The following is a 25,154-nucleotide window of genomic DNA, read 5'->3' as shown; positions in this document are numbered from 1 at the left end:
TATTTGGCTCTTTTTTCCGCATGGGCGGAAATCCTATGCCATGGTAGCGCGAATTTCCGCCTTTACGACTATTTTGCTGCCAACTTCAGGCTGCGACTTTGGCCGATACGTGACTGGTCAAATACTGGGTAATATCGCGCCGGATTTCATTGAACTCGACCGCCGTAATATCGCGCGGACGTGCCAGATCCAGCTTGATATCTTCTTCGATGCGGCCCGGGCCAGCTGTCATCACCACCACCCGATCCGACAGCATCACGGCTTCCTCTACCGCATGCGTGACAAACACGACGGTCACCTTGGTACGTTCCCATATTTCCAGCAAATCCTGCTGCAGTTTTTCACGTGTCAACGCATCCAGCGCACCGAACGGCTCATCCATCAGCAAGACTTCGCAATCATTCGCCAGCACACGGGCTATCGCCACACGTTGCTTCATTCCGCCGGACAACTGCCCCGGATAGTAATTGGCAAATTTGGTCAGTCCAACCATATCGGTGTAATAAGCCGAGAGTTCTTCCAGCTTGGCCTTGGGCAGATTACGCTGACGCTGACCGAAGCCTATGTTTTCTTTCACGGTCAACCACGGGAACAAGCCGTAATCCTGGAACACCATGCCGCGCTCCGGGCTGGGTCCATCGATAGGCATGCCATACATATTCGCGCTACCGGAAGAAGTCGTTTCAAATCCAGCCATGATGCGCAACAGCGTCGATTTACCGCAACCAGAAGCACCGATCAGGCATACGAACTCGCCTTTGTTAATGGTCAGGTTCACTTCACGCAAAGCCTGCACGGTTTGTCCGCCTATCGAAAAAACCTTGCTGACGCCTTTGATATCTATCGCCGGTAAAGGGCGACGTTCGGAGTATGTATCAGACATGATGTTGCGGGCTCCATTTGAGTAAATAATTGTTGATCGCGACCAGGATGCGATCGGTGCTGTAACCAACGATGCCGATCACGACCATGCCTGCAATCACCAGGTCGGTACGCGACAACATGCGACCATCCATAATCACCGCACCCAGGCCTTCCGGTACACCTGTCATCTCACCGACCACGATCAGAATCCAGGCGAAGCCGTGCCCCAGACGCAAGCCATTCAGGATGGATGGCATTGCAGCAGGCAGCACTACCTGACGGAACAACGATGAGCCATTACAGCCCAGCATCAGCGCCGCTTCAAACAAACGGTTATCAACTGCCTTCACACCAAAAGTCGTATTAAAAACAATCGGATAAAACGCACCGAGGAAGACCAGGAAAATCGCTGCGTTCGGACCAATGCCGAAGAAAATCATCGACAGCGGCAACCACGCAGTCACCGGTACTGGACGCAGCAACTGCAAGGTCGGATCGAGCAACTCGCGTATTACCTTGATGCGACCGATCAGCAAACCGAGCGGAATACCGACCAGCGCGGCGGCGAAGAAACCACCGTAGACGCGCGTGACCGATTTCCATAAATGCAGCGGCAAGGTTTCGCTGAAGGCATCGTCGTAGATACCGCCGAACGCGAAGTCATACAACATCAGGCCGACGTCCTTGGGCAGCGGGATCAACTGCGTACCTGACGCCTTGACACCCACATGCCAGCCCAACAGCAACAACAGGGGCACTATCAACGGCGTCAGGCTACGCTTGATACGCGGCCACAACTCAGGCCTGACAACTTTCATCGGTAACTCGACGGTTTGTTCCACGATAAATCCTTCCAGATAAAACTAAGCTAGATACTTGCTGCTTGATACGTCATGCTTACTTCACTTGCTGATTGAAGCTGGCATCAATGAACTTGCCGTAATCAGGCAACTGGCGGATTTGTTTCTTGTCCAGCATTTGCGAACCGTAGTACTTGGCACGCTTGATCCATTCATCATCGAGTTTCCAGGTCAGCTCGACGTTAGGCGCGGCCAGCTCTACGACCTTGGCTGGCAAGCCCAGCTTCTGTTCCGACATCTCGACGAAGGCGCCACGATTCGCCATTGCGTACTCGGTAGCCTGACGATGTATCTTCAGGAAGACCTTGATCAGTTCCTGTTTGTTTTTCAGGTTATCTGCGTGCGTGGTCATGACCATATTCACGGTGCCGGTCGGCGTCGAATACGGGTACTCAACTATCTTGCCGATGCCACGGCTGACGCTGATGGATGGACCAGGTTCTGCACCGACGAATGCATCGATATCATTGCGTTCCAGTGCGGAAGCCATCTCACTGAAAGAGACACGCACAGGCTTGATGTCCTTTACAGTCATGCCCTCTTGTTTCAGGCGATCGAGAATCACCACTTCCTGCGTCGAGCCAGGCAGGATGCCGACGCGCTGGCCTTTCAAATCCTTGATGGAAGCGATCTTGCTGTCAGCACGTGCCACCACTGCCATGCCGCGATTGCACTGCGCTGCGACGATCACGACCGGCTCACCTGCTGCTGCACCCAATGTCGCTGCTGCCAGGCCGTAGGTACCGAAATCAACTGATTTGGTCACGACTGCATTCTTGCCATCGGTTGGTGTTTCAAACGGGATCACTTCTATCTTGTAGCCCGGTGGTGTGAACTTATCGTAGAAGTAAGGCGTGATGCCATGCATCAGTTTAAGAGTGCCGACACGGATCACCTGATCCGCTGCCAGTGCTGATGTAGACGCTGCGGCACAGACAAACGATGCTGCAATCAGGGAGGCAATAAATTTTCTGCGTGGGTGCATGGCTGATCCTTATTAAGTTGACGAGTAAGCGCGCATTCGGCCTGCCAACACCAGATCGGTAATTAGAATACCTTCTTGTGTACAAGCTTAACTACGTCATAGCAAGGTCTGTGCCACTACGATTTTTCGGCAAATAGTCGACAAATTGCTGACTGTGTTCAGAGGGAGATGAGGGATTGCGCCGGATGCAGGCGCAGGGGGTCGCCGTGGTGCGTGCTTGCACTGCTTGAGTGCATTACTTTGCTAACAGATGCTTATCATGCCTCTGTCGTAGAATTTAAATCTGATTGCTACACACCTTAGATATGGAATTTTCTATCCGTCCCGCCTGTCTGCAAGATGCGGCGCTGTTACCCGTCATCGAAAAGTCGGCAGCCCAATTATTCAAAACAGCACCAGGTCTGGAATGGCTTGCTGACAGTGACACTTTGTCCGAGCCCGTACTTATATGCCTTATCTCGCTAGGGACTGTCTGGGTTGCACAGACTGATGCCGGACAAGTCATAGGTTTTATCTGCACAGAGGAGTTCGATGATGAACTGCATATTTGGGAGCTTTCCGTTCACGCAGACTTTCAGCGCATGGGCATAGGTAAACGATTGGTGCAGGAGGCATACAAACATGCATCGGATCGTGGTTTGTCTGCACTCACCTTAACGACCTTCAGCGATGTTAGTTGGAATGCCCCCTGGTATGCACAACTCGGATTTCAGATTGTGTCTGCGTCGGTAGAACAACGCTTAAGGCAATTGCTTGATGCAGAGGTGAAGTATGGTTTGCCAGCAAGCAGGCGAGTTGCTATGCGACTATCGATCGCAACGGCCATCAAATAGCAGAGAGCTTTATCTAGCACTCGTTCAAAGTTGAAAACAATTCATGAAACAGCATCCACCTTGTCGGCCACCGCCGCAAGGAGGCGCGATTTGGAATATTGACCAGGCGGCATACCGGTGTGACGAGTGAAAGCAACGGTAAAAGTACTTGATGAACTGTAGCCGACCAACGCCGCCACTTCTGCAATGCTCTTTTTCTGCTCAAGAAAATTTCTGGCCAATGCCATCCGCCACGACAGCAGATAATCCATCGGCGTGACACCCAGAGCCGTGCTGAATCTCTCAAAGAAAGTGGAACGCGACAGCGCCGATGCTTTCGCCAGCAGTGCAACAGTCCACGGCTGCTCCGGATTTTCATGGATGCACCGTATGGCATTCGCCAGACGAATATCGGCGAGTCCACGCAACAGGCCGGGTGAAGTCCCCGCATTGTTGGACGAACGTAAAGCCTCTATCAGCAACACTTCAAGCAGGCGCTCAAGTACCACTTCCCGTGCGGGTCGCTGTGAGCGCGACTCATCTATGACCAACTGAACCAGCGCCGACAGGCGGAGGTCGCCACGAATATGAACCAGCTTCGGCAGCAGCGTCAAAAGCAAGGCAGAATCTGGCGAAGTCAAATGACAGAAACCGACCAGCGTTCTCACATCGGCATCGACTGATAGCAAACCATTGCGATGCTCGCCGTTTTCCAGCAATGCAGGTTCCGTTTGCCATTCGTGATCGGCAGGCACGTCGAAACTCGATACCGAGAATTTCGACATCGAAGGAATCAGCAGGAAATCGCCTGCTTCAACTATCAATGGCGACTCGTCAACCATGTAGCGCATCCTCCCTTCCAGGACGACGCAACAGAACAAGGGCGCATCATCGAATTCACCGCGTACACCCCAGCGCCCGGCACCGGTCACAATTTTTGAATACGCCATCTTGGGCTGAAGAAGGGTGACAACCGAGGTCAAAGGATCAACCATTTCGGACTCTCGCAAACAAATTTAAGATTTTCTATTGTAGATGGTTTGCCGCATCACGACTATCGTTGAGCCTCCCTATTGATGAGAGGACGCACATGAAAACCGTTTTAATCACTGGCTGTTCATCCGGATTCGGTCTTGAAATCGCCAAATATTTCCTGGAACGCAACTGGAATGTCATCGCCACCATGCGTACACCACGCGCTGATGTTTTGCCGCAATCCGAGCACTTACGCATCCTGCAACTAGACGTGACAGATGCCGCGAGCATACGTCGTGCAGTCGAGGAAGCCGGCCCCGTGGATGTCCTGGTAAACAATGCCGGTGTCGGCATGCTGGGACCATTCGAAAGCACGAGCATGGATGCGGTACGCGATGTGTTTGAGACAAATACGTTTGGCACTATGGCCATGACGCAAGCCCTGCTCCCGCAGTTTCGCGCACGCAAATCCGGTGTCATCGTCAACGTGGCATCGTCTGTGACGTTGAAAACGCTACCTTTGCTACCGGTCTACACGGCCAGCAAGGCAGCGATAGTCGCATTCACCGCATCGCTGGCACTGGAGCTGCAGGAATTCAATATCAGGGTGGGTACGGTATTGCCCGGCATGGCACCGGAAACCGCATTTGCCAGCAATGCTCATGCACGGGTCGCGCAGACATTTCCTGATGACTATGCAGCCACCATGAATGCAGTGCTGTCGGGATTCCAGAACTACCAGGGTGCAGTAACGCATGCGATCGATGTCGCCAAAGTGGTCTGGCAAGTGACGCAAGACAATACGACTGCATTCCGTGTTCCTGCTGGCGCCGATGCCGTTGAATGGTTCGAGCAGAGTTGATCGCGGACGGAATGAACAAGGCCATCGGGCAGAAAAAAAGCACAGGGTATAAATCCTGTGCTTTTTTATGAGGCGGTGTTGCCTTACATTTTCTCAAAAATCCCCGCAGCCCCCATACCCGTACCCACGCACATCGTCACCATCCCATACTTCAGATTCTTGCGACGCAGTGCATGCACCACGGTCGCCGAGCGAATCGCACCAGTCGCGCCCAATGGATGGCCCAGCGCAATCGCGCCGCCCATAGGATTGACCTTGGCCGGATCAAGGCCCAGATCCTGAATAACAGCCAAGGCTTGCGCGGCAAAGGCTTCATTCAGCTCTATCCAGTCCATCTGATCCTGCTTCAGGCCTGCAGCACGCAAGGCGGCCGGAATCGCTTCCTTCGGACCTATGCCCATGATTTCCGGTGGTACGCCGCGCACGGCGAAGGAGACGAAGCGTGCCAGCGGTGTCAGGTTGAATTGCTTGAGGATTTTTTCGCTGACCAGGATGAGCGCCCCTGCACCATCCGAAGTTTGCGAGCTGTTGCCTGCAGTGACTGACCCTTTAGGCGAAAACACTGGGCGCAGTTTGGCGAGTGCTTCGAGGTTGGTGTCGGCACGTGCGCCTTCATCCATGTTCACGATGCGGGTGCTGACATCAATTTGGCCAGTCGACAGATTCGGGAAGCGCTCGACGATTTCCACCGCCGTCATTTCATTATTAAATTCGCCGCTTTGCTGCGCCGCTAATGCTTTCAGGTGTGAATTCAGTGCGAATTGATCTTGTGCTTCGCGGCTGACTTTCCATTGCGTCGCGACTTTCTCTGCGGTCAGGCCCATGCCGTAGGCCATGCCTATATTTTCTTCCTTGAAGATGCCCATGTTCATCGACGGATGGTGGCCCATCATAGGTACCATGGACATGGACTCGGCACCGGCAGCGATCATGACATCAGCCTCGCCCACACGGATGCGGTCCGCTGCCATGGCAATTGCGGTCAGGCCGGATGCGCAGTAGCGATTCACTGTGACACCGCCCACGGTCTTCGGCAGACCTGCCAGCAGCACGCCCATGCGCGCCATGTTCAAACCCTGCTCCGCTTCCGGGAAAGAACAGCCGACGATGGCATCCTCAATCAGGTTCGGATCCAACGATGGCACTTGCGCCAAAGCTGATTGCAAGGCATGCACCAGCAAATCATCCGGCCGCGTATTCTTGAACATCCCGCGTGGCGCCTTACCGATAGGCGTACGTGTCGCGGCAACGATGTAGGCATCTTGAAGTTGTTTGCTCATCTTATGCTCCTAAGGGAACTTCGCTTATTTAAGTATCGGAAGGGGTGAGTAAGCGTAGCGAGCGAATCAAGGTCGGCGCGAGAAGCGCAGCTGTACGTCGGTACAGCGAGCATCACAGCGTCGAGATTGGTTCGCGCAGTAGCTTAATCGCCTCTTCAATTACGCACTGGTTTGCCGGTCTGCATCATGCCCATGATGCGTTCCTGGGTTTTAGGGTTGTTCAGCAATTCCATGAAGGCCTTGCGCTCGTGATCCAGCAGCCATTGTTCATCGACCAGGCTGCCCTGCTCGATGTCACCGCCGCTGACGACTTCCGCAATCATCATGCCGAGCTTGTAATCATGTGCCGAGATGAAACCACCATCACGCATATTGAGGAGCTGCGCACCTATCGTCGCCAGGCCGTATTTACCGGTCAAAGGCACCAGTGCTTTACGTGGTGCACGATAGCCTGCGTCGAACATGGCACGTGCCTGCGTCTTCGCGATGTGCAGCAATTCATAGGCATTGAAGACGATGATGTCATCGCTCTTCAGGTAACCCATGGTTTGTGCTTCCAGTGCGGAACGCGAGACCGCAGCCGTCGCCGCATTCATATAGTAGTTTTTGAGGAATTGCAGAATGTCGTTACCGCGCGCATCATTAGCTGCTCGTGCAGCCGCCTCTTTCAAACCACCACCGGCAGGAATGAGGCCGACGCCGACTTCAACCAGACCAATGTAGGACTCTATCGAAGCAACACGCTTGGCGGCATGCAGGAGCAATTCGCAGCCACCGCCCAGCGCCAGTCCGGCGACCGCGGCAACCACCGGCACATTCGCATATTTCAATGCCTGGTGCGCCTGCTGCAATTTGACGACTTCGGGCTCTATCGCTTTCACACCGCCAGACATGAAGAGCGGCAGCATCGATTGCAAATCAGCACCCGCCGAGAACGCGCCTCCTTCGGCGGCATCCGCGTGCCAGATGACCAGGCCTTTGTAGTTCTGCTCTGCTTCTTCTATCGCGCGCTTGATGCCTGCAGTGACGCCGGCACCGATGACGTGCATTTTTGTTTTGAAGGACAGGATGAGGACTTCATCATCCTGATGCCAGATGCGTACAGACTCATCTTCAAATACGGTGGTACCTGCTGTCTGACCATTCGCACCATTGTCACCAACCAGCGCAGCGCGGAAGGCCTGGCGTTGATAGACAGGAAGATGGGAGCGCGGAATGTTTTTCTTTTGCTTGGGCGACCATGAACCATCCGCCGCATGCACGCCATTGCGTCCGTCGAATACCCATGCCGGCAACGGCGCATTGCTGAGTGCCTTGCCTGCATCTATGTCTTCCTTGACCCAGGTCGCGATCTGTTGCCAGCCTGCGGCTTGCCAGGTTTCGAACGGGCCATTATTCCAGCCGAAGCCCCAGCGCAAGGCGAAGTCTATGTCGCGTGCGTTGTCGGCGATGGATTCCAGATGCACGGCAATGTAGTGGAAGGCATCGCGGAAGATGGCCCACAGGAATTGCGCTTGTGGATTGGTGGAGTCGTGCAGCGCTTTCATGCGCTTGGCCGGATCTTTTTCTTTCAGGATGCGGCCGATCAAGTCATCTGCCTTGCCGCCACCGGCGACGTAATCTGCTTTGGCCGGATCGATGCGCAGGATATCCTTGCCGACTTTTTTATAAAACCCGGCACCGGCTTTTTGTCCGAGTGCGCCGCCACCTATCAGCTTGGTGAGGATGTCCGGCGTTTTATATACCGGGAAGAAAGGATCGTCCTGCAAAGTGTTTTGCATGGTGGCGATCACATGCGCCATGGTGTCGAGACCGACCACATCGGCAGTGCGGAAGGTGCCTGATTTGGCACGTCCCAGCTTGCTACCGGTCAGGTCATCCACCACGTCCACGGTGAGGCCGAATTTTTCAGCTTCATGCATGGTAGCCAGCATGCCAAAGATACCGACGCGATTGGCAATGAAGTTAGGCGTATCGTAGGCACGCACCACACCCTTGCCCAGGGTCGAAGTGAGGAAGCCTTCCAACTGATCAAGGATTTCCGCTTTGGTCGCGGCGGTCGGTATCAATTCCACCAGATGCATATAACGCGGCGGGTTGAAGAAGTGCACACCGCAGAAACGGGCTTTCAAATCCGCTGCAAATCCTTCGGATAATGCAGTGATGGAGAGGCCGGAAGTATTCGATGCAAAGATGGTGTTGGCTGCGATGTGCGGCGCAACCTTTTTATACAGGTCATGCTTCCAGTCCATGCGCTCGGCGATCGCTTCGATGATGAGGTCGCAATCCTTGAGCTTTTCCAGGTCATCTTCGTAGTTCGCCACTTCGATCAAAGGCGCGTAATCAACGTTCGCCAAAGGTGCCGGACTGAGTTTTTTAAGGTTCTCGACCGCGCGCAAGACGATGCCGTTTTTCGGGCCTTCCTTGGCTGGCAGGTCGAACAATATGACCGGCACTTTGGCATTCACGCAATGCGCGGCAATTTGCGCGCCCATCACGCCCGCGCCCAATACGGCGACTTTCCTGACGATGAAATTTGACATGCCTAAACCTCTCAATGAGTAATGCGTATTTTTCTATCGTAACGAGCTGGCCTGAAGTTCAAAACAATTCAGCATCCAGTGCCATCAGACTGGCTGAACCGGCGCGTGCCTGGCGTATCAGCATCGCGGTTTCCGGCAACAGGCGTGCAAAGTAGAAGCGCGCGGTCGCCAGCTTGGATTTATAGAATGGATCGCTGTCATCCTGTTTGGCCAATGCGATCTTCGCCATTTGCGCAAAGAAGTAGGCATAGACCAGATGACCGGCCACGCGCAGATAAGGTACAGCAGCCGCGCCGACTTCATCCGGATTCTGAAAAGCTTTCATGCCGATTTCCATTGTCAGCTTGGTGACCTTGTCGGCAAGATCCGCCAATGGCGTGATGAATTCCGACATCGCTTCATCGGTGCCGTTTTCTTCGATGAAGGCTTGTATCTTGGCGCCGAATTTACGCAGCTTGGCACCGTTATCCAGCAGGATTTTGCGGCCCAGCAAATCCAGCGACTGGATGGTGTTGGTGCCTTCATAAATCATATTGATGCGCGAGTCGCGCACGTATTGCTCCATGCCCCATTCGGAGATGAAGCCGTGGCCGCCATAGACTTGCATCGCTTCCGAAGTCGAGATCCAGCCGTTATCAGTGAGGAAGGCTTTGATGATAGGTGTCAACAATGCGACTTCATCCACCGCTTCGGCTCGTACTGCCTCATCCGGATGATTCAATTCCTTGTCGATTTGCAGCGCGACGTAGGAGCTGAACGCACGACCACCTTCGGCATAGGCCTTGGCCGTCAGCAGCATACGACGTACGTCGGGATGCACGATGATGGGATCAGCTGGTTTGTCAGTCGCTTTTGGTCCGGTCAGGCTGCGCATTTGCAGGCGGTCTTTTGCGTAGACCAGGGCATTCTGATACGCCACTTCGGTCAGACCCAGCGATTGCATGCCAACGCCGAGACGTGCCGCATTCATCATCACGAACATCGCGTTCAAGCCTTTGTTCGGTTCGCCTATCAGCCAGCCGGTAGCGCCATCGATATTCATCTGGCAGGTCGCATTGCCGTGTATGCCCATTTTCTCCTCCAGTGCGCCGCAGAAGATAGGATTGCGCGCGCCCAGCTTGCCATCTGCATCCGGCAGGAATTTAGGCACGATGAACAATGAAATTCCTTTTGTGCCTTCCGGTGCATCCGGCAAGCGAGCCAGCACCAGATGCAGGATGTTGGCAGCCATGTCGTGCTCGCCAGCAGAAATGAAGATTTTGCTGCCGGTGATTTTGTACGAGCCATCTGCCTGTGGTTCGGCTTTCGAGCGCAACAGCCCGAGATCGGTACCGCACTGCGCTTCAGTCAAACACATGGTGCCGGTCCATTCACCGGACACCAGCTTCGGCAGGTACAGCGCTTTTTGCTGTTCGGTACCATGCGCATACAGGCACTCGTAAGCACCGTGCGACAAACCCGGATACATGGTCCAGGCCTGGTTCGACGAATTCAGCATTTCATAAAAAGAATTCTGCAACACCATAGGCAAACCCTGGCCGCCGTATTCCGGATCGCAGGTCAGCGATGGCCAGCCCGCTGCCACGTATTGCTCGTAGGCGGCCTTGAAACCTTTGGGTGGGGTGACTTCGTGTGTGGTGCTGTCCAGTTTGCAACCTTCACGGTCGCCGCTATGGTTCAGCGGGAACAGGACTTCAGAGGTGAATTTGCCGCCTTCTTCCAGCACCTGGTTGATGATGTCGGCGTCGATCTCAGCATGCTTGGGTAAAACCTTCAATTCATCTGCAACATGTAGTAATTCGTGCAGTACAAATTGCATATCGCGTAACGGTGCAATGTATTGACCCATAAACGTCTCCTCGCGGCTGATTTACTGATTTATTAAATTGCTAGTTGAATACTAGCGCATGACAGCGACTTTGACGCGCTGCACACTATCTTATTGACTGGTTTTATCCAGCAAGCGGCGATCGCGCTTGGTCGGCCTGCCCTTGATACCCAGGCCGGGCTCCTTGAAGAACTTGCGCTGATCCGCTTCGTGCTGCCGCTGGATAAGGCTTAGTTCGGTTTCCGTGTAAAGCTTCTGCGCCATTTCAGCCGAACCTCGCACATCGGATAAAGCCTGCACGACGACTTCCCACTCGGTCGAGCCATTATCTATCTGCAGCACATCACCACATTTGACCGTACGAGCCGGCTTGGTTCGCTCCTGCTCCAGTTTCACTTTGCCCCTGTCAACCGCATCGGTCGCCAGCGTCCGGGTTTTGAAGAACCGGGCCGCCCATAACCACTTATCCAAACGCACATTCTCAGTCGCCATCGTGCTTCCGTACTCGTTTGTCAGTAAAACCCCATTGTAGCCAGCTATGAAAAAGAAGTGGCGCGAGCCTCAATGGACGGCGCAGATTGTTAAAAAAAGCATATTTTTTGTGTGTAGCATGAGGTAACCTGCGCATTGCAAGAATAAAAAATACGGTACAGCAATGTTATCAATCAAGCACTTACGCCGACCTACTTCGAAACGGACTGAAAATTGACAACTGATACCCGCCAACTCAAAACCTGGCTCGCCGCCACCGCCCGCAAGGATGGCGACGCCTTCCGCCAACTCTACGATGCAACTTCTTCGAAACTGTTTGGCTTCGCGCTACGTATATTAGTTAAGCGCGAACTGGCGGAAGAAGTCTTACAGGAAAGTTTTGTCAGCATCTGGAACAACGCAGCCAGCTACCAAGCTGGTCTGGCTGCTCCGATGACCTGGATGACCACCATAGTGCGTAACAAGGCATTCGATACCTTGCGCCGGATCGATGGCGCAGTGGAAATCGATGCCGATCACTTTGACAAGGAAGTCATGGACGCATTGGAAAGTGTAGATCCGACCCCGATCGAAGCATTGCAGATCTCGGACGAATCCAAGGCTTTGGCACGCTGCTTTGCCAAGCTGGAAAGCCTGCACCGGCAAGCCATAGCACTGGCTTTTTACCATGACCTCTCGCATAGCGAAGTCGCCGAACAATTGGCACTGCCGATAGGCACCGTCAAAACCTGGGTACGACGCGGGCTGGAAAAGCTGCGCCTGTGCCTGACTAAACTGGAGGGCGTATGACCATACGGCAAAACGTCCGACAAAATGCAACCTTAAGGGAAATGCTGGCAGCGGAATACGCACTCGGCACCCTCAAGGGAGGCGCACGTCGACGCCTGGAATCGTGGCTGGAAGATGATGCAGCACTCCGTTTTGCGATCAGCGAATGGCAGGACAGGTTGAACCCAATGTCCGAGTTCGCAACGCCGGAGCAACCGTCGCCGGAAGTATGGCGCGCCATTTCGAAACAGATAGGCTTGAAGAAAGCGGAACAGCAAAGCCGTAAATCCTTCTGGCTAGGCCTGCGCGAAGACCTGAGTTTCTGGCGTGGCCTGGGCATGACCTCGACTGCTTTGGCTACTGTGCTGATCGCCATCCTGCTGACACGTCAACCGGAAGTCGCCGTGCCGCCAGCACCTATGTTTGTGGCCACACTGACCAACGAACAGGCGCAACCTATCGCACTGGTAACCGGCGATGCGCATAATCACAAAATGGTCATCAAGGTGGTGACACGCCAGGCTGTGGCTGAAGACAAGAGTCTGGAATTGTGGGCCGTACCGAAAGACGGTGCGCCACGTTCACTCGGCCTGATCGCCGCCGATGGTACGGTGACCTTGCCTATGCCTGCGGGATCTACGCCTGACTCGATTCCTTTGTTGGCCGTCACGCTGGAACCGAAAGGTGGCTCGCCAAATCCGAATGGTCCGACCGGACCTATCGTCTTCAAAGGCGCATGGCTGCACATCTAAGTCAGACAGCTTAGTGATATAAAAAAAGCGGGCCTCGGAATGAGACCCGCTTTTTTATTTGGGTTGCTGCACAAACAAACGCATGAAGCTCGCAATACTGGCGATCGCTGCAAACACTGCACCCAGACCCAGTGCCAGCGTTTCACCGTGTTGCGCCGAGATGATGAAACAGAAGGCGACCAGGGCTGCGCCGGATGCCTGTCCCAGCAAGCGCGAAGTCGCGACCACACCGCTGGCACTGCCGCCACGCTCCGGTGGTGCGCTACTCATGATGGCGCGCAAATTAGGCGCCTGGAAAAAGCCGAAGCCTATCCCGCATATCGCCATGCGCCAGCAAATGCCGAACACGGACACATCAGGCGACATCAATATCAGCGACACCATGCCCGCCGACAGCACCGACAAACCGATACCACCCAGCAAACCTGGCGGATAGTGATCACTCAGGCGTCCTGCTATCGGCGCCATGATGCCGACCAATACGGCCCACGGCGTAATCAGGAAGCCGGTTTCTATCGCCGAACGACCAAGCACGGATTCAAAGTAAAACGGCAGTGAAACAAAGGCCAGGCTTTGCGTTGCAAAGGTGCAGACAGCCGTCAACGCAGACAAAGTGAAGAGCGGACGGCGAAACAAATCCACCGGCAACATAGGCGCAGCATGCCCTTTTTGTCGGCGTAACAGAAGGATGAAGAAAACCAGCGCGCCGAATAATTCCAGCGCCACAGTTTTGGCATCGCTGAGATGCGCGCCTTCACCGATGGCGAGGATGAGCAAACCGAAAGCACCGGCGTTATAGATGGCAGTCAACGCATCGAATTTATGCGTGGCACGGCGGGTATGCGGCAAGACCTTGCGCGCCAGGAAGTAGGCAAACAAACCCAGCGGCACATTGACCGCGAACAGCCAGGGCCATGACCACACCGACAGGATCAACGAAGCGGTGGTCGGGCCGACCGCAAAGGCCACCGCCACCACCAGTGCATTGGTACCCAGGCCACGCCCCAGCATGCGCGCCGGATAGATGGAGCGCAGCAAGGCAGTATTCACACCCATGATGGCGCTGGCTCCGACACCCTGAAAGAAACGCGCAATCACCAGCGTCGGCAGCGACCAGGCATAGGCACAAGCCAGCGAAGCAGCGGTAAAGAGCAGCAAGCCAAAAATCGCAATGCGGCGATAACCGAGTATCTCGCCCAGCGCAGCAAACGGTAACAGGGTTGCCACCATCGCCAGCTGGTAAATATTCACGATCCAGACCGAATCAGCGGGAGTCGCGTTCAACTGCAAGGCCATAGCCGGTAAGGCGGTATTTGCAATCGCCGTGTCCAGCGAAGCCATGCCGACACCGATCGCGACTGAAACGATGGCCCAACGCCGCTCGTGCTCCGGCAAGCCGTCCTGTTCTGTCATCCCCTGCTGCGCTGTTGCACTACTCTGCGTGGACATATCGCTCTAACCCATTAATCGGCAGTCTAAAGAATAGTGGCGCCGACTACATTGATCATATATCCAATGTATATCAGCGCCACGTTACAGAGCGTAGTTTAAATCTATTTTGAAATGTACGTCGGCGAGGGCCTGAAATCTACTGTCTATAGACGGCAGTCTTCCGAAGTGATGATGGTGACAAGCGATCACTACTCGTTAGACTTACCCCAGGTCATGACACGCATCATGTTTTTATAGATGAAGTAGGAGAAGCGATAAAAGATGCGTTTGTAGAGCGGGATGTTGGCGTACTCTTCCCAGTTCATCACCACGCCATCGGCGATACCCTGCTCTATCTGTGCCCGCAATTTTTGCGCGAACTCGGTATCGAGCACCACCACATTCGCTTCCTGGTTCAGGAACAGGCTGAAGCCATCGCAATTACTGGAACCGACAGTCGCCCAGGTGTCATCAATCACGGCGACCTTGCCATGCAAATGGGTCTTGCGATATTCAACTATCTTGACGCCTGCCTTCAGCAAGCCGCGATAAAAGGAACGCGCCACCACATCCTGGAAACGATAGTGACCTATGCCCAGCAACAAGGTCACATCGACCCCGCGCCGCGCCGCCTGCGCCAGGCCGTTGCGCAAGCGGCGCCCGGGTGCAAAATAAGGATTGGCCAGCAAGGCAGTGTGGCGCGCGCTACCGAGTGCCTTCAGGTAGGCGGTTTGTATCGTGCGCCTATGCCGCAAGTTATCGCGCATCACCAGCCCCGCCACCATGGGCTCGCGCGCATCACTCGGTTTATTCTGGCGCAGCTCCCTGAACGTCGCCCAGCGCGTGCGCCAGCTCAGGCTACCCAGGCGCGCCCAATGCACAGCCACTTCCCAATGGATGGTCGCTACCAGCGGCCCAGTCACGCGCACGGCAAAATCCCAGCGCGGTGCAGGCAAGGCTATATGCACGTCACCATCGTCATGCATGTCATCGACGATATTCAGGCCGCCAAGAAAGGCTTCGATACGATCAACCACGCACACTTTGCGATGCATGCGGGCGATGCCGCGTATGAAGAGTGGATTAAAGCTGCGATGCTCGACACCATGCTTCTGGAATTCCCGATGCAACAAGGCCGATTCCTTGTTGCCGGTACCCAGCCAGTCGGTCAGCACATTCACTATCACGCCGCGTTGCGCAGCACGTATCAAGGCTTCCTTGATCAGATTCGCCGTGACATCATCGGCAAAGATATACGTCTCGAGATAGATTTCCTGCGTCGCATTGTCAAAGGCCTGGATCAATGCAGGAAAGTATTCACCGCCACAATGCAGGAGCTGGATGTCGTTATTGCCGGTGAAACTGACTGAACGCATAAGCAGGAATGCCTTGCAATGAATGGTGAGTCGGAATGCTGACTAAAGTAAGGCAGGAATACACAGGCCGTCCCTTGCCAGCTGTTTTATAAGCGCATAACCGCATGCGCCGCCGCTCTGTCGACGGCCAACCATATGCTATTTCAGGCGCAGGGTTGCAACCAAAGGTGCGTGATCAGACAGCTTGGCCCAGATCGCTCCATGCAAGACTTCCGCTGATTCTACTTTGAAACCGCGTACATAAATCCGGTCCAGCCTTAAAAAGGGCATGGCGGCCGGGAAAGTACGTGCTGGCTGTATCTTGGGACCGCGCCCGGCTAGTTGCCGGATATAGGTACCAAAGCCGCGTTTGACGAGGTTTTCATCATAGACCTCGTTCACACCGAGACGCGCACGCAACTCTTCGCTCAGGTCATTACTCCAGTCATTGAAGTCACCGGCGATGATGAGGGGGTCACCCGGCTTGGCCGAGTTGGTCACCGCTTCTATCAATGCTTCCGTTTGGCGCTTACGGCTACCGGCAAACAAACCCAGGTGAATCACGAAGCAATGCACTTCGGCTTCCGGCGCACGCACGACGCAGTGCAGGATGCCACGTGACTCATAGCGATGATCGGAGATGTTTTGATTGCGCGACGACAGGATGGGATAGCAGCTCAACAGCGCATTACCATGATGACCGTGGTCATAAACTGCATTCATGCCATACGCACATTCATGCGAATCGCCAGCGAGAAAATCCTGCTGCGATAACTCGGGCCAATCAGTCGCGTGTTTGAGGGCGTGCAAATCATGCCGCCCCTGCACTTCCTGCAGGAATAACACGTCGGACTTCATCGAATTAATTGCTTGCTTGAGTGCGTGTATGCGCGGGCGACTGCCGAAGGAGGAGACGCCCTTGTGTATGTTGTACGTCGTGATACGTAATTGCATGCTGTTGTATGGCCTAAGTCTTAAACGTAAGTTAAAAACCAAAATCCATCAGATGAAAATATATCCGCTTCAAATCTTCATGTGCATGGGAAGTTGCAATATCGCTTCGGCATTCGACGAAGAGAAACACCTGTCAGCAGCCTCCCGATGCGGCAACCAAATAAAATTCAGATGCTCGCGCGGTGCCAGCACTATCGGTATCTCACGCGGCACCAGCAAACCGAATACATGCTCGGTATTTTGAGTCACACCTGGTGCATAGCGATGACGCCACACAGGATAGATTTCATAAACGTTGGAAAGTTGCCAGTCTTGTAGATTTTCCAGGGCAACAGCTGAAAACTCCGATGCTGCGGGCACCGGCGTCGATAAATTCTGTACAACAATACCGGTTTCCTCTGCCACTTCTCTGACAGCGGTTTCCAGCAAGAGTTCGTTCTCAACATCCTTGGAACCAGTCACCGATTGCCAGAATCCCGGGCGGTCAGCGCGCTCTATAAGCAAGACTTCCATCTCGGCGGTATGGATGACGACCAGTACTGATTCGGGAATTTTGTATTGCGCAGTCATTACAGATCACCAGACGGCAAACGAAGAAGGATAAAAAGATGCAAAAAAGGCGCGGAATCCCGCGCCTTTTTATTATGCCGTAAAAACGTGATTACGCTTTGACTGCAGGTTCCACATTGCGCAGACGGATGTGCAATTCGCGCAATTGCTTCTCGTCCACTTCCGACGGCGCTTGTGTCAACAAACATTGCGCACGCTGGGTTTTCGGGAAAGCGATCACGTCACGGATCGATTCTGCACCGGTCATCATGGTGACGATACGATCCAGGCCAAATGCCAGACCACCATGCGGTGGCGCACCGTATTGCAATGCATCCAGCAGGAAGCCGAATTTCAATTGCGCTTCTTCTGCACCGATCTTCAATGCACGGAATACTTTGCTTTGTACGTCAGCACGGTGGATACGGACCGAACCGCCGCCCAGTTCCCAACCGTTGAGGACCATATCGTAGGCTTTAGCGATACATTTGCCCGGATCGGTTTCCATCAAATCTTCGTGACCATCTTTTGGCGCGGTGAACGGATGATGGGTCGCCGACCAGCGTTGGTTTTCTTCGTCGAACTCGAACATCGGGAAATCGACCACCCACAATGGACGCCATTCGTCGTCGAACAAACCGCTCTTCTTGCCGAAATCGCTGTGACCGACTTTGACACGCAATGCGCCAATCGCATCGTTGACCACTTTAGCTTTGTCAGCGCCGAAGAAAATCAGATCGCCGTCTTGTGCGCCAGTTGCTTCGATGATTTTTGCCAATGCTTCGTCGTGGATATTTTTGACGATAGGCGATTGCAGACCGTCACGGCCTTTCGCTTTTTCATTGACCTTGATGTAAGCCAGGCCTTTCGCGCCGTAGATCGCAACGAATTGGGTGTAAGCATCGATCTCGGAACGCGGCATCGCGCCGCCGCCTGGAACGCGCAGACCGACTACGCGGCCGCCTTCCATATTGGCTGCACCGGAGAACACTTTGAATTCAACATCTTTCATGATGTCGGTCAGGTCGGTGAATGCCAGCTTGACGCGCATGTCCGGTTTATCGGAACCATACAGGCCCATCGCGGTGGCGTAATCCATGACCGGGAATGGGTTAGGCAGGTCGACGTTGAGTGCGTTTTTGAAGACCAGACGGATCATGTTTTCAAACAGGTCACGGATTTCCTGTTCATTCATGAACGATGTTTCGCAATCGATCTGGGTAAATTCTGGCTGGCGATCAGCACGCAAATCTTCATCGCGGAAGCATTTGGTGATTTGATAGTAACGGTCGAAGTTGGCAACCATCAGCAATTGTTTGAACAACTGCGGCGATTGCGGCAACGCGAAGAAGTGACCAGCGTTAACACGGGATGGCACCAGGTAATCGCGTGCGCCTTCCGGAGTCGACTTGGTCAGCATCGGTGTTTCGATGTCGATAAAGCCTTGTGCGTCGAGGAATTTACGCACTTCCATCGTGACCTTGTAACGCAGGCGCAGGTTGTTTTGCATTTGCGGGCGACGCAGGTCCAGCACGCGATGCGTCAGGCGTGTGGTTTCCGACAGGTTGTCGTCGTCCAGCTGGAACGGTGGCGTAACCGACGCGTTCAATACTTCCAGTTCGTGCGCCAGTACTTCGATCTTGCCTGAAGTCAGGTTGGCGTTGCTGGTACCTTCAGGACGGCTGCGTACTACGCCGGTGATGCGCAGGCAGAATTCATTACGGACCGCTTCTGCTGCCTTGAAGACATCGACGCGATCAGGATCGCATACCACCTGCACCAGACCTTCCCGATCGCGCAAGTCGATGAAGATCACGCCGCCGTGGTCACGACGACGATGTACCCAGCCGCACAGGCTGACGGTTTGGTCGAGCAGCGCTTCAGAGGTAAGGCCGCAGTAATGAGTTCGCATAGACATAGTGAATTTCCAGTTTCAGGTGATGCAATCGCTGTAGTACGCGATCGTTAATTATTGTGGTGTATCGTTCGCTTGCGTTTGATTCGGATCAACGATGAGTTTCTTTTCCTGGTGCTCCGGCGTCACGACGCCCATGGAGACGATGTATTTCAACGCTTCATCGACACTCATATCGAGTTCTACCGTATCTGCGCGCGGAATCATCAGGAAGAAACCCGAAGTCGGGTTAGGCGTGGTCGGCACATATACGCTGACATAGTCGCCCACCAGATGATTACGCACGTCACCACCCGGCGCACCGGTCAGGAACGCGATGGTCCAGGCTCCCTTGCGCGGGTACTCGATCAACAGCGCTTTGCGGAATGCATTACCGGACGAAGAAAACAGCGTATCCGAGACTTGTTTGACGCTGGAGTAAATCGTGTTGAATACAGGGATGCGATGCAGGATGGATTCCCACAAGGCGACAACACGATTACCGATGAAGTTACGGGTCGCGAGACCGGTCAGGAAGATGACCAGCAAGGTCAGTATCGTACCGAGGCCAGGTATCGCAAAACCAAACAGGGCTTCCGGCCGCCAGCGCGCAGGCAGCAAGAGCAGCGACTGATCCATCGTACCAACGATCAGGTTCAACACCCACAAAGTAATTGCGAGCGGAACCAGGATCAATAAACCGGTAACAAAATATTTACGCATGATTTTCTACCGTAAGTAAGCTGCCGCTGCGATGCGGCACGCCGAAATTATCAGGACTCCGAACTGCCTGTTGCGGCACTTGCCGCAGGTGCTGCAGCCGGGGCTGCTGGTGTTGCTGCACTATCCGCCTTGGGGGCATCCGCCGCTGTAGACGAAACCGCAGGCGCAGTCGTACCACCCTGGCCACCACGGAAATCCGTTACATACCAGCCGGTACCCTTGAGCTGGAAACCAGCCGCAGTCAGTTGCTTTTTGAAGGTCGCCTTGCCGCAAGTCGGGCAATCGGTCAGCACTGGATCAGATATCTTTTGCAATACATCTTTGGCAAAACCACACGCTTCGCAGCGATACGCATAAATCGGCATGAAAAAATTCCCGCAAAAATCATCCAAAACCCTGAATTATAAAGGTTTTCTGCCCCGTTTTACCGGGGACTTGTAACTCAAGTGCCGCCACTGGCCTCACTTCAGCCTAAAAAGCATCCATCAGCAGGAAAGTTCCGGGCTGGCGCTGGCAGGCATCGATCAATGGAACCAGGCGACGGAAGTGTTCAGTCTGGCAATGGGCATCCAAAGCTTGTCGATCTGGCCACTCTTCTATGAAGACAAAATGGCCGGGATCCTTTTGATCGGTGTATAGATGGTAGGAAATACAATCTTTTTCAAGACGTGTTTTGGCGACCAATTCTTCGTACCACGGACGCACCGTCTCTATATGTTCCGGCCGGATGAAATCCTGCGCGATGACTTTCAGCATGTTGGCAGCAATTTAGCGGACACGGATTTCTGTCCAGACACGATTGAGCGCACGACGTTGTTTGCTATTCAAATCTTTCAGCATTTCCAGCTTGGCGCTTTCAGCCTTGTCGGGGAAGATTTCCCGGTTCCCGGCAATTTCCGGATTGATGAACGGCAGCGCGGCCTTGTTCGGATTGCCGGTACCCAGCATATTGGTCAATTCCGCCGAATTTTTGCCGTCCAGTACCAGATTGATGAATAGATGAGCGAGGTCAGGCCGCGGCGCATCTTTAGGGATCACCAGGCTATCGAGCGACATCGCTGCACCTTCCTTCGGCAAGGCGTGGCGGATACGGAATTTACGTCCGGCACTCTGCGCATCCAGGTCCGCCTGGAAGATGTCACTGGAATAACCGTGCACCAGCCAGATATCCCCTACCGTCAAACCTTTGATATAGCTGGTGCCATTGAAGGCCGCCCAATACGGCTTGGCTTTCAGGATCATGTTCTTGGCTTCTTCCCAATGCTTTTCATCGGTGTCATTGATGGAATAACCGAGGTATTTCAATGCTGCCGCCATCAATTCATTGGCTGAATCAAGCACGGTGACCTTGCCCTTGATCTTGGCCAGGATGGCAGGATCAAAAATCGCCGCCCAGCTATCCACCTTGATACCCAGCTCTTTCATCTTCTGCTCGTTATAACCGAGCATGGTGATGGTGTACGCATAAGGCACCGAGTACTGGTTACCTTTGTCGAATTCGGTATTCAGGTATTGCGGATTGAGGTTCTTGAGATTCGGCAGCTTGCTCTTGTCCAGCGGCTGCAATGCCCCCTGACGAATCAGCGACTGCAGCGCATTACCGGTCGGCACGATGAGGTCATAGCCCTTGGCACCGGCCGCCAGCTTCGCCAGCATCTCTTCATTGTCGCCATAGTAGCTTTGCACCAGCTGGCATTTACACGCCGTTTCAAAACGGCGTACCGTCTCATCCGAGATGTAATTGTTCCAGTTATACAGATGGAGCTTGCCTTGCGCCTGTGCTGATATGGCAACGAGAGCAAGCAGCAGGGTCGTGACTATTTTTTTCATGGCGGTCCCGGGTAAAAATCAGGAGCAGAATCAGGAGCGGAATGCGCTCGGCGACAACTTGGAAGCAATCACGATCAGGAACAAGGTCAAAGCCATCAACAGGGTGGAAACCGCATTCACTTCCGGCGTCACTGCGATCTTGATCATCGAATAGATTTGCAGTGGCAAGGTCGAGGTATTCGCACCCGCGGTAAAGAAGGTAATCACAAAATCGTCGATAGACAGCGTGAAGGCCATCAACGCCCCCGCCAGCACACCCGGCATGATCAATGGCAAAGTCACACGGCGGAAGGCCTGCAACGGCGTCGCACCACAATCGCGCGCCGCTTCGGTCAGGCTCTCATCCATACCACTCAGGCGCGAACGCACGACGATGGCGACAAAGCCCATGCTGAAAGCAATATGCGCCAGCGTCACCGACAACATACCCAGTGTCAGATTCAGCATGACGAAGAAAATCAGCAAGGACACACCAACCAGGATTTCAGGTATCGCGATCGGCGTCAGCACCAGCACCTGCAATACACGACTCTTGTAACGATGCAGCGCAAAACCAGCCATCGTGCCCAAGGCGGTCGATACCAGACTGGAAACCAGCGCAATGATCAGCGAGTTGCCTGCTGCCTGCAGCATCTCCTTATTGGCAAACAGGGTGCGATACCAGTCCAGCGTAAATCCGACCCACTCCGCATTCAGGCGCGAATCGTTAAACGAATAGACCACCACGATCGCCAGCGGTACGTACAGGAAAGCATAGACCAACACCACCGCCAGGGTCAGCCCTATCGAATGAGGACGCGTCTTATGCATGCTTCCTCCGTGGGCGTGCCAGCAATGCGGCCAGGCCAGCCGCTGCCAACGCTGCCAGTGTCAGCATGATGGACAGCACGCTGCCGAAGGGCCAGTCGCGCGACTCGAGGAATTGCTGCTTGATGACATTACCTATCATCAGGCCGCCGGTACCACCCAGAATGTCGGACACCGCAAAGATACCCAGCGCAGGAATAAACACCAGCGCCGCACCGGCATACACACCCGGCAAGGAAAGCGGGAAAGTCACGCGCCAGAAGATCTGCCACTTGCCTGCACCCAGGTCTTGCGCCGCATCCAGCAAGGCCGGATCGTGCTTCTCCAGATTCGCATACAGCGGCAAGACCATAAACGGCAAATGCACATACACCAGGCCGACGATCACAGCGAAGCCGCTATACAGCAGTGTCACAGGCTCGAAACCAAATACGTCCAGCACCGCGTTCAGGCCACGCGTGATCAGTGATTGCGGACCCAACAAAATCATCCACGCATAAATGCGGATCAGGAAGTTACTCCAGAACGGCAGGATGACCAGCAAGATCAGCAGGTTGCGCCATTTTTGCGGGCTGCGCGCAATCAGCAGCGCGACCGGATACGCCATCACCAGACAAGCCAGCGTGGTCACGATCGCATATAAAAACGACTTCAGGAAAACCCAGGTATAGATAAAACTGGTGAAGAACGGCTCAAAGTTTTCCAGTGTCAGATTGAGTGCGCCGCCTGCATCGAACAGTGGCGCCAGGCCACCGTAATCGCCAGGGAAGCGGAACGATGCAAACACCATGATCAGTGTCGGCACCGCAAAGAAGAAAATCAGGTACAGCAGCGGCGGCCCGCTGATCAACCAGCGCGCCAGACCACCCTTGCCGCTCACCGGCTTGCTGCTTGCAGGTGTAACCACTGCGTCAGACATGGTCCACTTCCGGCAGGAAATGCCCGGCATCGACACGCCAGGCTACGTCCACCGCATCGCCGACTTCAAAGAAGCGCGGACGACCGATGGCCGAATTCGCCAGCATGGTTTCTATGCGCACGCCGCCTTCAGTTTCGACGATGTAGACAGTCACGCCACCCATATACAGCAACTCTTTGACGTAACCATCAAAGTGGTTCTCGTCCGCCACGCCCCGCACTATTTCGGCGCTGACCTGCGTCTTTTCGGGGCGCAGGGCTATCGTCCCTTTGCTGCCAACTGTCACGCCTGGCGAGGTAAAGGCCTTAACCTCACCCATGCCCGGCACATCCAGCCACATCATGTCGCCATTGATCCTGGTCACGACACCATCAAACAGATTACAGGTACCGATAAAGTCAGCCACGAAGCGGCTGCGCGGGTAGCTATAAATACGGGTAGGTTCATCCAGCTGCTCGACCTGGCCTTTATTCATCACCGCAATCCGGTGCGACAAAGCCAGCGCTTCGGCCTGGTCATGCGTGACGTAGATAAAGGTAATGCCGACTTCTTTTTGCAGGTTGATCAATTCAATCTGCATCTGTTCGCGCAACTGTGCATCGAGTGCCGACAAGGGTTCATCCAGCAACAGCAATTTAGGATGTGTCACCAGTGCCCGTGCAATCGACACCCGTTGACGTTGTCCGCCAGACAGCTCATGCGGATAACGCGCAGCGAAACCGGTGAGGCGCACGTCTTCCAGCGCTTCTTCGACTTTTTTCTGGATCTCGGCTTTAGGGGTATTTGCCATTTCCAGCGGGAAGGCAATATTGCCGCCCACCGTCATATGTGGGAACAAAGCGTAGTTCTGGAATACGGTACGCACCGGACGCTGTTCAGGCGGCACGCCGGTCAGGTCGACACCATCCAGCAGGATTTGCCCTGCATCAGGCACATCGAAGCCTGCGATCATGCGCAAGAGTGTCGTCTTACCGCAGCCCGAAGGTCCGAGCAAAGTAAAGAACTCACCCGCCTCTATCGAGAGACTGATGTTGTCGACTACGGTGTTGTCGCCGAAGCGACGAATGAGATTGCGAATTTCGAGGAGCGCCATCTTGTCCTGGGCCGGGGCTGCAAGGGATAGATACAAAAACCGGGGCAATTGTAGCAAATAGCGCGCCTGATTTCTCAAAAATGGCGCATCAGAACCAGGACTGTCGCGGCTGACGGCTCGGCGGGGGAAAACCAGCCCAACTGGACAGCGGAGCCGGACTCAGGCGATGGCGCGACGGGCTGCTTCGATATCCTGCAGAAACCTCTCTTTATCGCGCGGGGAAATCAGCAACATCCGACCTTTACCGTAATCGATACGCAAGCGGTCCAGCGACAGCGCCGGACTGGAAAGTGGATTGTTGCTGGGCGTGATGCTTTTGATATCAGCCAGAGGTACGACCCATTTGAATGGGCCACTTTGCGCCAACAGATGTGTAGCCTGCAAAGTGTAGCGGGTAGAAAACAGCAGCCACAGTGGCAGGCCGACGCCGACTACTGCGATCAGTACTGCCACCCCGGTAGCGCCGGTGGTACCTGCGGCCATCGTCTGCACGGCCGAATACAAGGCTGCCAGCGCGGCGAAGGCGAGTACGACGAACAACCAGACATCAACTTTGGAACGATAGATCGTAGGCATTA

Annotated in this window: 25 protein-coding genes; 4 read left to right on the top strand and 21 right to left on the bottom strand. The window is 54.4% G+C overall.

The features are described 5' to 3' along the window. Positions 1 to 85: 85 nt before the first annotated feature. The 3 genes from H7U06_RS04155 to H7U06_RS04145 are packed head-to-tail and all read right to left on the bottom strand — an operon-like array spanning position 86 to position 2,709. Positions 86 to 883, bottom strand: a complete 798-nt coding sequence (locus H7U06_RS04155; protein WP_012080927.1) for an ABC transporter ATP-binding protein — start codon at positions 881 to 883, stop codon at positions 86 to 88. Continuing rightward, the gene (locus H7U06_RS04150; protein ID WP_233588345.1) at positions 876 to 1,706 is read right to left on the bottom strand and encodes an ABC transporter permease; all 831 of its coding nucleotides are present in this window, start codon (positions 1,704 to 1,706) and stop codon (positions 876 to 878) included. Before H7U06_RS04150 ends, H7U06_RS04155 begins: the two co-directional genes overlap by 8 nt. A gap of 55 nt (positions 1,707 to 1,761) precedes the next feature. After that, on the bottom strand, positions 1,762 to 2,709 hold the full coding sequence (locus H7U06_RS04145) for an ABC transporter substrate-binding protein (RefSeq protein WP_175624910.1): 948 nt from the start codon (positions 2,707 to 2,709) through the stop codon (positions 1,762 to 1,764). A 305-nt stretch (positions 2,710 to 3,014) separates the two neighbouring features. Between H7U06_RS04145 and H7U06_RS04140 the strand changes: the two genes are divergently transcribed. Beyond that, a complete protein-coding gene (locus H7U06_RS04140) occupies positions 3,015 to 3,542 on the top strand; it encodes a GNAT family N-acetyltransferase (RefSeq protein ID WP_175624909.1) in 528 nt (175 codons plus the stop codon). Positions 3,543 to 3,583: 41 nt separating this feature from the next. Here H7U06_RS04140 and H7U06_RS04135 read toward each other — a convergent pair whose 3' ends face one another. Further along, entirely contained in the window at positions 3,584 to 4,516 is a 933-nt protein-coding gene (locus H7U06_RS04135; protein ID WP_175624908.1) for an AraC family transcriptional regulator, read from the bottom strand. 95 nt (positions 4,517 to 4,611) lie between these two features. Here H7U06_RS04135 and H7U06_RS04130 point away from each other — a divergent pair, with 95 nt between their 5' ends. Continuing rightward, entirely contained in the window at positions 4,612 to 5,358 is a 747-nt protein-coding gene (locus H7U06_RS04130) for an SDR family oxidoreductase (protein ID WP_175624907.1), read from the top strand. 83 nt (positions 5,359 to 5,441) lie between these two features. On the opposite strand, the gene H7U06_RS04125 is transcribed toward H7U06_RS04130, so the two are convergent. The 4 genes from H7U06_RS04125 to H7U06_RS04110 all read right to left on the bottom strand — a co-directional run bounded on the left by H7U06_RS04125 (position 5,442) and on the right by H7U06_RS04110 (position 11,501). Further along, on the bottom strand, positions 5,442 to 6,638 hold the full coding sequence (locus tag H7U06_RS04125) for an acetyl-CoA C-acyltransferase (RefSeq protein WP_175624906.1): 1,197 nt from the start codon (positions 6,636 to 6,638) through the stop codon (positions 5,442 to 5,444). Positions 6,639 to 6,793: 155 nt separating this feature from the next. Next, positions 6,794 to 9,181, bottom strand: coding sequence for a 3-hydroxyacyl-CoA dehydrogenase/enoyl-CoA hydratase family protein (locus tag H7U06_RS04120; RefSeq protein ID WP_175624905.1), 2,388 nt, complete (start codon positions 9,179 to 9,181; stop codon positions 6,794 to 6,796). A 58-nt stretch (positions 9,182 to 9,239) separates the two neighbouring features. Next, positions 9,240 to 11,030, bottom strand: a complete 1,791-nt coding sequence (locus H7U06_RS04115) for an acyl-CoA dehydrogenase C-terminal domain-containing protein (RefSeq protein ID WP_175624904.1) — start codon at positions 11,028 to 11,030, stop codon at positions 9,240 to 9,242. 90 nt (positions 11,031 to 11,120) lie between these two features. Then, positions 11,121 to 11,501, bottom strand: a complete 381-nt coding sequence (locus H7U06_RS04110) for an RNA-binding S4 domain-containing protein (RefSeq protein ID WP_175624903.1) — start codon at positions 11,499 to 11,501, stop codon at positions 11,121 to 11,123. Between the two features lie 213 nt (positions 11,502 to 11,714). Here H7U06_RS04110 and H7U06_RS04105 point away from each other — a divergent pair, with 213 nt between their 5' ends. Further along, complete coding sequence (locus H7U06_RS04105; protein ID WP_175624902.1) at positions 11,715 to 12,290, top strand: sigma-70 family RNA polymerase sigma factor; 576 nt, start codon at positions 11,715 to 11,717, stop codon at positions 12,288 to 12,290. Then, positions 12,287 to 13,021, top strand: coding sequence for an anti-sigma factor domain-containing protein (locus H7U06_RS04100; protein ID WP_175624901.1), 735 nt, complete (start codon positions 12,287 to 12,289; stop codon positions 13,019 to 13,021). Before H7U06_RS04105 ends, H7U06_RS04100 begins: the two co-directional genes overlap by 4 nt. Positions 13,022 to 13,075: 54 nt before the next feature. Here H7U06_RS04100 and H7U06_RS04095 read toward each other — a convergent pair whose 3' ends face one another. The 13 genes from H7U06_RS04095 to H7U06_RS04035 all read right to left on the bottom strand — a co-directional run bounded on the left by H7U06_RS04095 (position 13,076) and on the right by H7U06_RS04035 (position 25,152). After that, positions 13,076 to 14,470, bottom strand: a complete 1,395-nt coding sequence (locus H7U06_RS04095) for an MFS transporter (protein WP_175624900.1) — start codon at positions 14,468 to 14,470, stop codon at positions 13,076 to 13,078. Positions 14,471 to 14,661: 191 nt separating this feature from the next. After that, entirely contained in the window at positions 14,662 to 15,828 is a 1,167-nt protein-coding gene (gene clsB / locus H7U06_RS04090) for a cardiolipin synthase ClsB (RefSeq protein ID WP_175624899.1), read from the bottom strand. Between the two features lie 138 nt (positions 15,829 to 15,966). Continuing rightward, positions 15,967 to 16,761 carry an endonuclease/exonuclease/phosphatase family protein gene (locus H7U06_RS04085; protein ID WP_175624898.1) on the bottom strand — a complete coding sequence of 265 codons (795 nt, stop codon included), beginning with the start codon at positions 16,759 to 16,761 and terminating at the stop codon, positions 15,967 to 15,969. Positions 16,762 to 16,830: 69 nt separating this feature from the next. After that, a complete protein-coding gene (gene nudB, locus H7U06_RS04080; protein ID WP_175624897.1) occupies positions 16,831 to 17,331 on the bottom strand; it encodes a dihydroneopterin triphosphate diphosphatase in 501 nt (166 codons plus the stop codon). 91 nt (positions 17,332 to 17,422) lie between these two features. Further along, complete coding sequence (gene aspS / locus H7U06_RS04075) at positions 17,423 to 19,228, bottom strand: aspartate--tRNA ligase (RefSeq protein WP_175624896.1); 1,806 nt, start codon at positions 19,226 to 19,228, stop codon at positions 17,423 to 17,425. Positions 19,229 to 19,279: 51 nt separating this feature from the next. Further along, positions 19,280 to 19,927, bottom strand: coding sequence for a DUF502 domain-containing protein (locus H7U06_RS04070; protein ID WP_175624895.1), 648 nt, complete (start codon positions 19,925 to 19,927; stop codon positions 19,280 to 19,282). 50 nt (positions 19,928 to 19,977) lie between these two features. Further along, positions 19,978 to 20,292, bottom strand: coding sequence for an FmdB family zinc ribbon protein (locus H7U06_RS04065; RefSeq protein ID WP_175624894.1), 315 nt, complete (start codon positions 20,290 to 20,292; stop codon positions 19,978 to 19,980). 106 nt (positions 20,293 to 20,398) lie between these two features. After that, entirely contained in the window at positions 20,399 to 20,683 is a 285-nt protein-coding gene (locus H7U06_RS04060) for a putative quinol monooxygenase (protein ID WP_175624893.1), read from the bottom strand. Between the two features lie 12 nt (positions 20,684 to 20,695). Then, positions 20,696 to 21,757, bottom strand: coding sequence for a PotD/PotF family extracellular solute-binding protein (locus H7U06_RS04055; protein ID WP_175624892.1), 1,062 nt, complete (start codon positions 21,755 to 21,757; stop codon positions 20,696 to 20,698). A gap of 30 nt (positions 21,758 to 21,787) precedes the next feature. Next, complete coding sequence (locus H7U06_RS04050) at positions 21,788 to 22,567, bottom strand: ABC transporter permease (protein WP_175624891.1); 780 nt, start codon at positions 22,565 to 22,567, stop codon at positions 21,788 to 21,790. Beyond that, the gene (locus tag H7U06_RS04045) at positions 22,560 to 23,483 is read right to left on the bottom strand and encodes an ABC transporter permease (RefSeq protein WP_175624890.1); all 924 of its coding nucleotides are present in this window, start codon (positions 23,481 to 23,483) and stop codon (positions 22,560 to 22,562) included. Before H7U06_RS04045 ends, H7U06_RS04050 begins: the two co-directional genes overlap by 8 nt. Then, positions 23,476 to 24,576, bottom strand: coding sequence for an ABC transporter ATP-binding protein (locus H7U06_RS04040; protein WP_175624889.1), 1,101 nt, complete (start codon positions 24,574 to 24,576; stop codon positions 23,476 to 23,478). Before H7U06_RS04040 ends, H7U06_RS04045 begins: the two co-directional genes overlap by 8 nt. A 159-nt stretch (positions 24,577 to 24,735) precedes the next feature. Then, positions 24,736 to 25,152, bottom strand: a complete 417-nt coding sequence (locus tag H7U06_RS04035) for a PH domain-containing protein (RefSeq protein ID WP_175624888.1) — start codon at positions 25,150 to 25,152, stop codon at positions 24,736 to 24,738. Positions 25,153 to 25,154: the final 2 nt, after the last annotated feature.

This window comes from Herminiimonas sp. Marseille-P9896, from assembly GCF_903993245.1.
GTDB classification, from domain to species: domain Bacteria; phylum Pseudomonadota; class Gammaproteobacteria; order Burkholderiales; family Burkholderiaceae_D; genus Oxalicibacterium; species Oxalicibacterium contaminans.
The sequence above is the reverse complement of the archived record's forward strand: the minus strand, read 5'-3'. Positions and strand labels throughout refer to the sequence as shown.

Coding starts and splice junctions, on each gene's coding strand:
- H7U06_RS04155 (WP_012080927.1), bottom strand. CDS start 883: ATGTCTGATACATACTCCGAACGTCGCCCTTTACCGGCGATAGATATC.
- H7U06_RS04145 (WP_175624910.1), bottom strand. CDS start 2,709: ATGCACCCACGCAGAAAATTTATTGCCTCCCTGATTGCAGCATCGTTT.
- H7U06_RS04140 (WP_175624909.1), top strand. CDS start 3,015: ATGGAATTTTCTATCCGTCCCGCCTGTCTGCAAGATGCGGCGCTGTTA.
- H7U06_RS04135 (WP_175624908.1), bottom strand. CDS start 4,516: ATGGTTGATCCTTTGACCTCGGTTGTCACCCTTCTTCAGCCCAAGATG.
- H7U06_RS04130 (WP_175624907.1), top strand. CDS start 4,612: ATGAAAACCGTTTTAATCACTGGCTGTTCATCCGGATTCGGTCTTGAA.
- H7U06_RS04125 (WP_175624906.1), bottom strand. CDS start 6,638: ATGAGCAAACAACTTCAAGATGCCTACATCGTTGCCGCGACACGTACG.
- H7U06_RS04120 (WP_175624905.1), bottom strand. CDS start 9,181: ATGTCAAATTTCATCGTCAGGAAAGTCGCCGTATTGGGCGCGGGCGTG.
- H7U06_RS04115 (WP_175624904.1), bottom strand. CDS start 11,030: ATGGGTCAATACATTGCACCGTTACGCGATATGCAATTTGTACTGCAC.
- H7U06_RS04110 (WP_175624903.1), bottom strand. CDS start 11,501: ATGGCGACTGAGAATGTGCGTTTGGATAAGTGGTTATGGGCGGCCCGG.
- H7U06_RS04100 (WP_175624901.1), top strand. CDS start 12,287: ATGACCATACGGCAAAACGTCCGACAAAATGCAACCTTAAGGGAAATG.
- H7U06_RS04095 (WP_175624900.1), bottom strand. CDS start 14,470: ATGTCCACGCAGAGTAGTGCAACAGCGCAGCAGGGGATGACAGAACAG.
- clsB (WP_175624899.1), bottom strand. CDS start 15,828: ATGCGTTCAGTCAGTTTCACCGGCAATAACGACATCCAGCTCCTGCAT.
- H7U06_RS04085 (WP_175624898.1), bottom strand. CDS start 16,761: ATGCAATTACGTATCACGACGTACAACATACACAAGGGCGTCTCCTCC.
- nudB (WP_175624897.1), bottom strand. CDS start 17,331: ATGACTGCGCAATACAAAATTCCCGAATCAGTACTGGTCGTCATCCAT.
- aspS (WP_175624896.1), bottom strand. CDS start 19,228: ATGTCTATGCGAACTCATTACTGCGGCCTTACCTCTGAAGCGCTGCTC.
- H7U06_RS04070 (WP_175624895.1), bottom strand. CDS start 19,927: ATGCGTAAATATTTTGTTACCGGTTTATTGATCCTGGTTCCGCTCGCA.
- H7U06_RS04065 (WP_175624894.1), bottom strand. CDS start 20,292: ATGCCGATTTATGCGTATCGCTGCGAAGCGTGTGGTTTTGCCAAAGAT.
- H7U06_RS04060 (WP_175624893.1), bottom strand. CDS start 20,683: ATGCTGAAAGTCATCGCGCAGGATTTCATCCGGCCGGAACATATAGAG.
- H7U06_RS04055 (WP_175624892.1), bottom strand. CDS start 21,757: ATGAAAAAAATAGTCACGACCCTGCTGCTTGCTCTCGTTGCCATATCA.
- H7U06_RS04050 (WP_175624891.1), bottom strand. CDS start 22,567: ATGCATAAGACGCGTCCTCATTCGATAGGGCTGACCCTGGCGGTGGTG.
- H7U06_RS04045 (WP_175624890.1), bottom strand. CDS start 23,483: ATGTCTGACGCAGTGGTTACACCTGCAAGCAGCAAGCCGGTGAGCGGC.
- H7U06_RS04040 (WP_175624889.1), bottom strand. CDS start 24,576: ATGGCGCTCCTCGAAATTCGCAATCTCATTCGTCGCTTCGGCGACAAC.
- H7U06_RS04035 (WP_175624888.1), bottom strand. CDS start 25,152: ATGCCTACGATCTATCGTTCCAAAGTTGATGTCTGGTTGTTCGTCGTA.